Source organism: Erysipelatoclostridium sp. An173 (assembly GCF_002160495.1).
In the GTDB taxonomy this organism is placed as follows: Bacteria; Bacillota_I; Bacilli_A; order Erysipelotrichales; family Coprobacillaceae; genus Thomasclavelia; species Thomasclavelia merdavium.
The window spans coordinates 1-11737 of record NZ_NFKR01000007.1 but is presented as its reverse complement, the minus strand read 5'-3'; the positions used below and the strand labels follow the sequence as shown (position 1 = coordinate 11737).

The 11737-nt window shown below is 30.0% G+C and carries 15 protein-coding genes and 1 riboswitch; of the genes, 1 reads left to right on the top strand and 14 read right to left on the bottom strand.

The features are described 5' to 3' along the window. Positions 1–7 precede the first annotated feature (7 nt). From der to B5F09_RS04570, 3 genes are read right to left on the bottom strand one after another with little or no spacing between them, the layout of a single operon-like run. Positions 8–1312 (bottom strand): ribosome biogenesis GTPase Der, encoded by a 1305-nt coding sequence (der, locus tag B5F09_RS04580; protein ID WP_087302119.1) that lies wholly within the window; start codon positions 1310–1312, stop codon positions 8–10. A 1-nt stretch (position 1313) separates the two neighbouring features. Further along, positions 1314–1982: a (d)CMP kinase gene (cmk, locus tag B5F09_RS04575; RefSeq protein WP_087372088.1), complete on the bottom strand. Its 669-nt coding sequence runs from the start codon at positions 1980–1982 to the stop codon at positions 1314–1316. Positions 1983–2029: 47 nt separating this feature from the next. Next, a complete protein-coding gene (locus B5F09_RS04570; protein ID WP_087372083.1) occupies positions 2030–2908 on the bottom strand; it encodes a hypothetical protein in 879 nt (292 codons plus the stop codon). A gap of 111 nt (positions 2909–3019) precedes the next feature. Between B5F09_RS04570 and B5F09_RS04565 the strand changes: the two genes are divergently transcribed. Further along, positions 3020–3199, top strand: coding sequence for a ferredoxin (locus B5F09_RS04565; RefSeq protein ID WP_087302113.1), 180 nt, complete (start codon positions 3020–3022; stop codon positions 3197–3199). Positions 3200–3579: 380 nt separating this feature from the next. Here B5F09_RS04565 and B5F09_RS04560 read toward each other — a convergent pair whose 3' ends face one another. The 11 genes from B5F09_RS04560 to B5F09_RS04510 all read right to left on the bottom strand — a co-directional run. Continuing rightward, entirely contained in the window at positions 3580–3939 is a 360-nt protein-coding gene (locus tag B5F09_RS04560) for a methylglyoxal synthase (protein ID WP_087372081.1), read from the bottom strand. A 1-nt stretch (position 3940) separates the two neighbouring features. After that, complete coding sequence (locus tag B5F09_RS04555) at positions 3941–4585, bottom strand: Gx transporter family protein (RefSeq protein WP_087372078.1); 645 nt, start codon at positions 4583–4585, stop codon at positions 3941–3943. A 65-nt stretch (positions 4586–4650) separates the two neighbouring features. Further along, positions 4651–4763, bottom strand: a riboswitch (FMN riboswitch). Positions 4764–4835: 72 nt separating this feature from the next. Further along, on the bottom strand, positions 4836–5384 hold the full coding sequence (locus B5F09_RS04550; RefSeq protein ID WP_158095225.1) for a zinc-ribbon domain-containing protein: 549 nt from the start codon (positions 5382–5384) through the stop codon (positions 4836–4838). Between the two features lie 92 nt (positions 5385–5476). After that, positions 5477–6694: a S1C family serine protease gene (locus B5F09_RS04545; RefSeq protein ID WP_087372075.1), complete on the bottom strand. Its 1218-nt coding sequence runs from the start codon at positions 6692–6694 to the stop codon at positions 5477–5479. A 102-nt stretch (positions 6695–6796) separates the two neighbouring features. Continuing rightward, a complete protein-coding gene (locus B5F09_RS04540; RefSeq protein ID WP_087372071.1) occupies positions 6797–8020 on the bottom strand; it encodes a cell wall metabolism sensor histidine kinase WalK in 1224 nt (407 codons plus the stop codon). Beyond that, a complete protein-coding gene (locus B5F09_RS04535) occupies positions 8013–8687 on the bottom strand; it encodes a response regulator transcription factor (RefSeq protein ID WP_087302100.1) in 675 nt (224 codons plus the stop codon). The genes B5F09_RS04540 and B5F09_RS04535 overlap by 8 nt, the downstream gene beginning before the upstream one ends. Beyond that, positions 8680–9636: a PhoH family protein gene (locus B5F09_RS04530; RefSeq protein WP_087302098.1), complete on the bottom strand. Its 957-nt coding sequence runs from the start codon at positions 9634–9636 to the stop codon at positions 8680–8682. The genes B5F09_RS04535 and B5F09_RS04530 overlap by 8 nt, the downstream gene beginning before the upstream one ends. Then, the gene (locus B5F09_RS04525) at positions 9637–10557 is read right to left on the bottom strand and encodes a sporulation protein YqfD (RefSeq protein ID WP_087372067.1); all 921 of its coding nucleotides are present in this window, start codon (positions 10555–10557) and stop codon (positions 9637–9639) included. After that, positions 10554–10745, bottom strand: coding sequence for a YabP/YqfC family sporulation protein (locus B5F09_RS04520; RefSeq protein ID WP_087302094.1), 192 nt, complete (start codon positions 10743–10745; stop codon positions 10554–10556). The genes B5F09_RS04525 and B5F09_RS04520 overlap by 4 nt, the downstream gene beginning before the upstream one ends. A gap of 128 nt (positions 10746–10873) precedes the next feature. Next, positions 10874–11059, bottom strand: a complete 186-nt coding sequence (gene rpsU, locus B5F09_RS04515; RefSeq protein WP_087302092.1) for a 30S ribosomal protein S21 — start codon at positions 11057–11059, stop codon at positions 10874–10876. A gap of 163 nt (positions 11060–11222) precedes the next feature. Further along, positions 11223–11737, bottom strand: a 515-nt coding sequence (locus B5F09_RS04510) for an N-acetylneuraminate synthase family protein (RefSeq protein ID WP_239404247.1), incomplete at its 5' end; no start/stop codon positions are given.

Below are 11737 nucleotides of genomic sequence, written 5' to 3'. Positions count from 1 at the left end.
TCCTTACTTAATCCCGTTTACGACAAATAATATGTATTGGTGTTCCTTCAAAACCAAATGATTCTCTTAAGCGATTTTCTAAATATCGTTTATAACTAAAATGCATATATTGAGGATCATTTACAAACAATACAAATGTTGGCGGACAAATACTTACTTGATTAGCATAAAATATTTTTAAACGTCCCCCATTAAAAGTAGTAGTTGGATTAATTGCTTGAGCATCTACTAAAACATCGTTTAAAACACTTGTTTGAACACGTTTATGTGAATTTAAATAAGCTTCTTGTATTAATGGGAATAACTGATTTACACGCTGATGAGTTTTAGCAGAGATAAAAATAATTCTTGCATAATCTAGATATTTAAATTGACTGCGCAATTCTTTTTCCATCTTATTCATTGTTTTATCATCTTTGGTAACTAAATCCCATTTATTAACAACCAAGATGACACCTTTACCAGCTTCATGAGCATATCCAGCAACATGTTTATCCTGGTCAATGATACCAACATCAGCATCAACAACTACAATAATAACGTCACTTTTTTCAATTGCTGACATTGCTCTAATAATTGAATATTTTTCAATATTTTCATAAACTTTTCCTTTTTTTCTCATTCCCGCAGTATCGACAACTCGATATTTTTGACCATCTTTTTCAAAAACCGTATCGATTGCATCACGAGTAGTTCCAGCAACATCAGAAACAATTACTCTTTCTTCACCTAAAATAGCATTAGTAAGTGAAGATTTCCCAACATTAGGACGACCAATAATTGAAAAACGAATTTCATCATCATCAAATTCATCTTCTGTAAAATCCAGCTGTTTAATAATTTCATCTAATAAATCACCGATTCCAATTCCATGACTTCCAGAAACTGGTATTGGATCACCAATTCCTAAATTATAAAATTCATAAATATTATCTTTATAAGATTCATCATCTATTTTATTAACAGCTAATAAAACTGGCTTTCTTGATTTCTGTAATAATCGAGCAACATATTCATCTTCACGAGTAATACCTTCACGACCATTGACAACAAAAACAATCAAATCAGCTTCTTCAATAGCAATTTCTGCCTGCATTTTAATTTGGGCAGTAAAAGAAGCATTTTCTAATTCGATTCCACCGGTATCAATAACTCGAAATTCTTTAGTTAACCATGATGCCGTAGCATAAATACGATCTCGAGTTACCCCAGCAACATCTTCAACTATGGAAATTCTTTCACCAACAATTCGATTAAAAATCGTTGATTTTCCAACATTAGCTCTTCCGACAATAGCAACAATTCCAGCCATTTTATCCCTCCTTTTGTTTTTGAATAACTAATTCCATCACTTTATCTACGACTTCTTCTAAACTTAAATCAGAAGTATCGATTTCAATTGCATCATCTGCTTTTTTTAATGGTGATATTTTACGATGCATATCTTGATAATCGCGCTGTTCAATTTCTTTTTGGATAGTATCTAAATCAGCTTCTAAGCCACGTTGTAAATTTTCTAAATAACGTCTTTTAGCTCTAGTTTTACTACTAGCAACTTGATATATTTTCAACTGTGCATCTGGTAAAACAACTGTCCCAATATCACGACCATCTAAAATCACACCGCCTTGACTAGCCATTTGTCTTTGTTGTAAAACCAAAAAGTTTCTAACTTCCTGATAAGCGGAAACAACACTTGCAGCCATTGAGATACGATCATGGCGAATTTTAGCACTAACATCTTCCTGGTTTAAAAAAACCTGATTAGCACTATTCATTTCTATTTTTATGTTATCAAGTGCTTGAGTCACAGCATTTTCATCATGTAAATCAACATTATTTTCTAAACAATAATATCCTACACATCGATACATCGCACCGGTATCAATATACACATAATCAAGTTTTTTAGCAACAATTTTCGCAATTGTACTTTTTCCAGCTGCACTTGGTCCATCAATTGCAATTGAAATCTTTTTCATATAATAAAAACCTCCATTTCTTTAAAAAAACTAAGGTGGTCCTTAGTTTAAAAGAATATCTGGTACCCTATCATACCACATAAACCAACAAATACAATAACTAAAAAGATAATAATATAGTTTAAAATTGTCGCTACTCGATCACCTTTATCATTATTATTTTCTTCTATTTCTTCGCTTTCTTCATCTAAATCTGTTTCAACAGTTTCCTCTTTAATTATTCGCTGGCTTGTTGTCATTTCTTTTTGTTTTAAAACTTTTTCCACTTCACGTTGATCTTTTTCTTTTATTTGTTTTAACATTTCTTCTAAAGATTTAGTCTGTTCTAAAACCGGTTCTGTTACTTCATCTAGTTCTTCGTTTTCTTCCTCATCTTCAAAAACGTTTTCTTCTTCCATGATCAACTTTGCTTTTTTAGCATCTTCTTCTGGTGACATACTAGCTAAACGTTCCATCAAAGTCATCTTCTTCTTTTCTGATTTATCACTAATTTCATCAATTAGCTCCTCATCATCACCATTTACAAAAAATCCCTTTGAAAATTGTGAAGTACTAACATTATCGAATTTATTTAAACGTACTACTTGTTTTTCTGGTTCTCGAATTTTATTTAAAATATCCATTCTGGTATTATAATGCGCTGCTTTTCCTACACTAACTTTGGCACTGCGCAAAGCACGATCAATTTCTTCACTACTTTCTCGTTGCATTTGTTCAAAAGTTTTAGCTTCTGTTAAAGTATCTTCAATATCAGGTTCTTTTCTTTCACTACGAAAAGCCCGATTAACTGATAATAAAAAATCATCATCTTCATCTACTGAATTACTATTATTAACATTATCGTCGGTACCTTCGCGGTTTATTCCAACTTCTTCTTTTATTCCTTCTCTTAATTCGCGATATTTATTTACACGTGAATTATTCACTTAAAATCACCCTTTCGTCGTACATTATAACATACTTTTTTAGTAATTTATTTATAAATATTGGAAATTACACTATTTTGAGTTATAATAGATAAAGAAGGAGGAATTATAATGGCTAAAATTACAGTAAGTGATGCTTGCATCGGTTGTGGTGCTTGCACTGGTATCGCACCTGATATTTTTGAAATCAATGACGAAGGATTAGCTCATGTTGTTGGTGAAGGAGATATCGATAGCGCTAAAGAAGCTGCAGAATGCTGCCCTGTAGAAGCAATTTCTGTAGAAGAATAATTTAGTTTTAAGATCCATAGGTTGTGCTTATGGATTTTTTTATTGTTAGTTATGTAATAAGTTAAAAAATAATTTTAATAACACCGGTAAAACAACTAAGCCTAAAAAGTAATCTAATTTGGTAATTTGATCTAATTTTTCTTTACATAATATCTGTCCTATAAAGATACTTAACATTGAAAATGAATAATTTATCTTCAATGTCATATCCATTGCAAAACCAATAAAAACAAAAATATAATATAAAAACTTTTAAATCTCCTTTTTCAACATCCCCCATAATCCTTCACCCCAACAATTCAAATAAAAATCTATCTATATATATTGTATCATAGTTATTTACATATTAAAAAAAATCACAGCAAACGCTGTGACTTACTTTATAAACTTTTTAATAAAATCAATGCCGTTGCTTTATTAGATGCTAGTGGAATATAATGAACATCACATAGACGCATTAAAGCACTGATATCCGGTTCGTGAGGTTGAGCAGTAAGTGGATCACGGAAAAAGAAAACCATATCCATCTTACCAGTAGCAATCATACTACCAATTTGCTGATCTCCTCCATATGGACCTGATAAAAACCGGTGAACAGTTAAGTTAGTATTTTCCATTATTTTTTTACCTGTTGTACCAGTTCCATATAAATTATGTTTAGCAAATAATTCTTCATTATCCTTAACAAATTCTATCATTTCTTCCTTTTTCTTATCATGAGCAATCAACGCTATATTCATCTTATGCCTCCTTAAACTTATCCTCAATCGGTCTTACTATATAATAAACAATAGCAGAAATAATTCCTTTAATAAAGTTAAATGGGAAATAAATGATAAAAATAGCTTGACCATATGGTGATAAGAAATTCAATATTCCAGGAACAGCAATACTTGTGCCATATTGTTGATTAAAGGCTTCGATATCTACAGCAAATGGTAATTCTGTAAACCAGGTTGGTTTTTGCATTAAATATGTTGGTGTAACAAAAAGATAATTTAAAATAAACATCACCATTGCAAAAGCAAACATTGTTATTACCATATTAATTACATATGTTGTTAAATTATTTTTAAGCTTGATATGTTTTGATAAAAAATAATAAACACAACAAATTGTCAATGATGCAATTAATGCCGTAATTTGACCTATTGCAATTGGTCCAACAGGACCTTTAAACAAAATAGAAATAAAGAATTTACACACACATACAAATAAAGCCGTTTTAAACCCTAACATTGAAATAGCCATTAATACAACCACTTCAGATAAATCAAGATTTAACCACGGCGCAAAAGGATAGGGAATCTCTAATAAACCTAAAATCATCCCTAATGCAGCTAATACAGCTGCCAATACAATTTTTCTTGTCTTAGTTCTTTCCATAGTAATTTCTCCTTAAAATAAAAAATATCATGAAATTACTAATCTCCATGACAAAAAGGCATATTAAATGTCGTTCTTTCATCCAGACTTTACTGTCGGTATAGGAATTGCACCTATTCAGCTTGCGCTCGCGGACTTTACCGCCGGTCGGGAATTGCACCCTGCCCTGAAGACTTTCTTTTCTAAAAAACTATATCATAACTTAAAAGCCAATGCAAATAATATGCACTAAAAAACTAGCATCGACATGCTAGTTATGTTTTTTATTATTAATATAAACAAGCAAAGTTCCAATTATCAACCCTGCAACGGCAACGATCATCAAATAAGCACCGATACCTAAATTAGCCATACCGCTTAAAGCACTATTTATATCTGACAATTCAACAATTAAATATACTAATGTAACGATTGCCGCACATAAAGCCGCAAGATCTTGAGCCACGTATGCTAAAACACTAGTTGCTCCAGCTAAAATAATAAATATAATAGCATCTTTCCCAGCGTCCATTAAACTAACACTATAATATCCCATTGAAATAAATGGTAAGAAACAAGCTATTACTGTTAAAATTGTTGATCCAAAAGTAATAATTTCTAACATATTGAATTTTTTACCAGATACTTCAATTTCTTTTTTCTTCATATTTTCTGCTATATCATCTAATTTGTTTTGCGCATTTTCTAAATGCTGATTCATTGCTTGACCAGTACTATTACCATTTTCGATTGGTTGTCCACAATCTGGACAAAATTTTGTCCCATCTGCTACTTCTTTCCCACAGTTTTTACAATACATAATAAACCCTCCATTTATCAAATAAAATTTTATCTTATTATATGATAAAAAATAACAAAAGAAAAGAGCTTTGTTTTTCACAAAGCCCATTACTATTGTTCTGCTAAAGTAACTTTTACGGTCATTTCATCACCATTACGATTAATTACTAATGTAACTGTATCTCCTGGCTGCTTAGAATATAATTCTGATAAGAAGCTTCGATAAGTTGTAATTTCAACATCATCTAATTTTACAATGACATCACCTTGTTGGACTCCAGCTTTACTTGCAGGTCCACCTGAAGTAACTTGAGAAACATAGATACCATCAGATAAATTAGTATCAATACGATAATAACGTAATTGATAGCTTGAATAATCTGATAACGAGAAACCAGAAATTCCAATAAATGGACGAGTTACTTTTCCGTTACTTATAATTTGTTCTACTGATGTAATTACATCATTAATTGGTAAAGCAAATCCCATTCCTTCTACTGAAGTATCTGCTAATTTCATTGAAGTAATACCTACTAATTCGCCAGCTGCATTAACTAATGCACCACCACTATTACCCGGATTGATTGCTGCATCAGTTTGAATAACATTCATATCCCAGTCATCTTGACCATCATCATTTAAATCGACTGAAACTGTTCGATCAGTTCCACTAACAATACCTTGAGTTACTGTTCCAGCGTATTCAATTCCAAGAGGACTACCGATTGCTAAAACAGTTTCGCCAGTTTCTAGTTTACTAGAATCACCACAATCAATAGCAGTCATTTCAAAATCAGCTGTTAATTGCAATACAGCAATATCACTATAAGTATCACCACCAACAACATTAGCTGTAACTGATTCACCGTTTGCAAAAACTACTTGAACTTCACTAGCATCACTAACAACGTGTTCATTAGTAATTATATAAGCACTATTACCATTTACACGATAGACAACGCCACTTCCACTGCCGCTAGCAGCACCATTTGAATAGACAACTACTCCTACAACACTGTCAGCAACATTATTGATTACATTAGTAAGGGAACTTTTAACATCATAATTTACTGTTTCTACCTTAGTATTGGAATTTGATGAACCTCCACTACCATTAGAATCATCCATCACTACTGTAAACAAAAAGATATTCATTCCTAAAGAAGCAGTTACTAAAACAATAATTACCGCTCTAAATAAACCTGTTGCATTAGGTCTTTCTTTTTTTCCTTTATCACTTTTGTTTCTTCTAAAACTAAATTTACCTTTTTTCTTTTCATCATTTTGAGCTGTTTCTTCAAATTCATTCATTGGATTATTTTCTTCCATTTTTACCACTCCTTCATTCGACACAATTATAATATAAAAGTAATTTGTTCAAATTATTTTTATATTGTGTGAAAATTTGGACTATCTGTAAAATATTTACATCTACTTCAATATTGGCAAAGTAACTGTAAAAGTAGTTCCAATTCCTGGGGTGCTGTCAACATCAATCATCCCTTCGCATAATTCAACCATCTTTTTTACAATACTTAAACCTAATCCTGTACCATACTTATTATTTCGTGACTGTTCTACTTGATAAAAGCGATCAAAAATAAAAGGAATATTTTCTTTAGCTATTCCAATTCCTTCATCTTGAACAATAATTACAAAATTCTTTTCATCATTAGTACATTTAATCGAAATAACACCTGAATTTGAATATTTAATAGCGTTAGAAACTAAATTATTTAAAATTGTTTTTATTGCTGTATAATCGAGCATTAATTCTTTAGTTGCTTTTTTGGTTTGATAGACTAATGATAAATGCTTATCTTTAGCTAACGGTTCAAACAACTCTACAGTTTCTTTAACTAAATAATCAATATTAACCATCGAAGGATTTAAAGTAGCTTCTAGCCTTTCTAAACGCGATAATTCTAATATATCATCTAAAATATTTTTCATCCGATAGCTTTCTTTTAATAGTATACCCATAAACTCATTAAAAGTATCCTTATTTTTTATCCCTTCTTTTTGTAATATTTCGACACTTCCAATAATAGCACTCATCGGTGTTTTTAATTCATGAGAAACATCAGAAAGAAACTGTTTTTGCATTTTTTCTAATTCTTTTACTTGAGAAACATCGGTAAATAAAATAATCGTTCCATCAAAGACAACCTCATCTCGAAATATTGGCGTCGCTTCAACGTGATAATAACGATCATCGATAGCAATCGCTGCTGTAAATTTTCTTTCAAAAACATAACTTTGATCAACAACATTTAATAGTTGTCCTTTAAAAATATCTTTATAATATTTACCTCGTAAATGCTTAATATTAAAAGCACTACGAAATCTTTGATTAGTAAAAATTATAGTACCTTCCTTATTAACAAAAATCATCGGCAAGTTCATTGTTTTGATCAATGAATTTAAAATCTTATAGTTAAAATCCTTTTCTCCTTCAACCTCATGAATTTCATTTTCTTTTTCACGACGGTAAAATTTAATTTGCCGCTTATAATCCCGGTCGATACTATAAATAATTATTAATACTAACACTGTATAACATATTAAATAAATAACACTATGTTCAATATCAACTGCTATTAAAACTAAAACTACTAAAAATCCTAATAGCAAATTCAGATAATTTTTATTCATCTTTTTTCACCAGTTTATAACCAACTCCCCGAACCGATTTGAATCGAGCTTGACTTTCTTTTAGTTTAGTCTTTAATTTAAAGACATGAATATCCACTAATCTAGTATCACCATCATAATTGAAATTCCATATTTTCATTAACAATTCTTGTCTTGATAATACTTCTTCTTTATTATCAATAAACATTTGTAATAAATCATATTCAACTTTAGTTAGATTAATTAAATCATCGCCTACATAAACTTCATGTTTAGCTAAATCCATCTTAATATCTAAATACTTAATGATACCTTTAAAATGCTTATGATAGCGTCGTAAATGAGCTTCAATTCGAGCAATTAGAATATTTGCCTGGAAAGGCTTCATTAAATAATCATCAGCACCAGACTCTAATCCTTTGATAATATCATCTTGATCACTACGTGCTGTTAATATGATCATCGGTTTAATATAACCATTATCACGACATTCTTTAATTATTTCCACCCCATCTTTATAAGGCAGCATCCAATCTACTAAAATTAAATCATAATCATTATTTAATATTTGATCACAAGCATCTTTACCATCATATAAACTATCTACTTGATATCCTTTATTATTTAATTCATGACAAAGAATCTTATTAATTGAAATATCATCTTCAATAATTAATAACTTATTCATATTTTCCTTCATACCTTTCAATAATTCTTTGAACAACTGGATGTCTAACTACATCTAATGCTGTTAATTCAACAAATGATATTCCTTTAACACCCTTTAAAATTCTTAACGCTTTGATTAATCCAGATTCTACCCCTCTAGGTAAATCAATTTGCGTAACATCACCAGTAATAATCATTTTAGAATTAAATCCAAGTCGAGTTAAAAACATCTTCATTTGATTATCGGTAGTATTTTGAGCTTCATCTAAAATAACATAAGCATCTTCTAAAGTTCTTCCACGCATATAGGCTAATGGTGCAATTTCAATTACCCCTTTTTCAATTAATCTTTCTGTTTGTTCAACCCCTAACATATCATGCAAAGCATCATATAATGGTCGTAAATATGGATCAACTTTTTCTTTTAAATCACCTGGTAAAAAACCAAGATTCTCACCTGCTTCTACAGCTGGACGAGTTAACACAATCTTTTTAACAACATTGTTTTTTAATGCATCTACTGCAAAAACTACAGCTAAATAAGTTTTACCAGTCCCGGCTGGTCCAATTCCAAAGACCACATCATTATTTTTTAAAGCAAAATAATAATCTTTTTGACCAAGTGTCTTTGGATAAATCATTTTTCCACTAGCCGTTTTAGTTATTCTAATATTATATAATTCATTTATATGTTTTAAATTATCCTGCTCTACTAATTTAAGAGCATAAACAACATCACGACGACTGATAGTTATTTTTTTACTTACCAATTCAATTAATGTTTGAATAACTTTTTTTGCTTTATCAAAATTAGTAGCATTATCGCCTGTTAATAAAAGTTCATCACCACGTAAAGTAATGCTTATACCAAATGTATCTTCTATTAATTTTAGATTTTCATCATGATTACCGCTTATATTATTAAGCTGTGAAATACTAAATTCTTCTAATTTGATTTGTTCAGTCATTTAACTCTCCTCTTTAATAGCAATATCTTCGATTAAAACATATTGCATTTTTAACACTCTTTTGTTATCAATTATATCATAAGATAAAACTTTTTCTCTATCTATTTTATCAATCGAACCAAGTTTAGCACGAATTGTATATAAAAGATAGCTAAAAGCCTCTCCTTCATCCATTTTTTTAGCATCAATTTCCCCTTGATAAGTTACATACGTATATGCCATTACTTTTCCTTTAGTAGCAATGATTTTATTTTCTCCATTTGTAGAAGTAATCGTATTAGACACTAAAAGATCGCCTTTTTTTACAAACTGATTAACCTGTACTACAATATTACCACTACTAACATCAATACTTTGAATTACCCCATCCTTGCTTGCATAAATATTTTGAAAGTTATTTTCGACTTCTTTAGCTCCAACACTATTTGTATATTTTACAAATAACACTCCGCCTTCTTGATAAATATTCAAATAGTCTATTTTTCCTTTAAAACTAGCTTTTAAATCATCATATATCTCATTTAATTCCTGATATGATTTTTTTAAATCACCAGCATTAATATTATTTTCTTTTAAAACTTCTTCAACTAACTTAGTGTTACTAGGACTATTCCCGGTTATTTCTACTTTAAAAATAAAACGATTACAAATTAGTAATGTCAAAGCAAAACTAATTACACCTATAATATTTATTTTTTTACAAAACAATACGACTAAATAATATAAAATACCAATGCTTTTAATAATTTGCATATTATATTTTCGAGCTAAAAAGCGTTGATAGATGGGTAGATAAAATCGATATGTATTATCATCGATTTTAGTTAACTGAAAGACTATTAAATGATCTTTTTTAAAAGAGTTAAGTAAAGAAATAATATCATCACTGGCTACTTCGTATAAATCATATCCAAATTTCATATAAACTTAACAGATTCGATCTTTCCGCAAACTACAATTTCCTGTTCGCTATAATATCTAATTTCTAAATTCTTACCAGTGATGGATACCATGCTTTGAGGCATTTTAATTTCTATTTTATCATTTTGTAAATAAAGGATATTTTCATAATATTTGATATTTAGATAGTCATTTTCAAGATAAATCATCTAATCACCATAATAAGTATATGAAAAACTTTGTAGTAAATGTCTTTAAGATAAATTAAAGTACAAATTTGTTTAAAAAAATCTTTATAGAGCAAACAAAAAAGGGCTTTAATAAGCCCCTGATATTTTTATCTTCTACCTTTTTTGTTGTTTTTTCTTGCTGCTTCAGATTTTAATTTTCTTTTTAAACCTGGTTTTACATAAAACTCTCTTTTTCGAGCTTCTGCAAGGGTTCCTGTTCTAGAAACTTGTCTTTTAAAACGACGTAAAGCATCATCTAAAGATTCATTTTCTCTTACTACAGTTTTTGCCATCGAACTATTCCCCCCTTTAACTCTAAACTACGTTCCTATTATATATACATTTTCAAATAATTGCAAGAAAAATAAAGAAAAATATCATCATTTTAATCTATAATCTTTTATAAAACCGACGATAGTAACTAAATCTGCTAAAATAATAACCTTATTTGATTATTTATTTAAATTTTTTACCTACGATAGTTGCAATTTGTGATACCTGTTTTAATAAATTTTCATATTTTTCTGGTCTTAATGATTGTGGTCCATCACATAATGCTTTTTCTGGATTGTTATGCACTTCTACCATTAATCCATCGGCTCCCGCTGCTATCGCTGCTTTTGCCATTGGTTCTACTAACCACCATTTTCCTCCAGCATGACTTGGATCGATTACTATTGGTAAATGAGTTAATTTCTTTACTACTGGGATTGCCTGTAAATCCAATGTGTTTCTAGTATAGCTTTCGAATGTTCTGATCCCTCTTTCACATAAGATGACATTTGGATTTCCACTTGCCATTATATATTCTGCTGACATGATCCATTCTTCAAATGTTGCACTCAAACCTCTTTTTAATAAGATTGGCTTTTTAGTCCCAGCTCCGACTTTTTTCAATAAATCGAAGTTTTGCATATTTCTTGCCCCTATCTGGATCAAATCAACTTTTTCATTGAATTCATCTAAATATG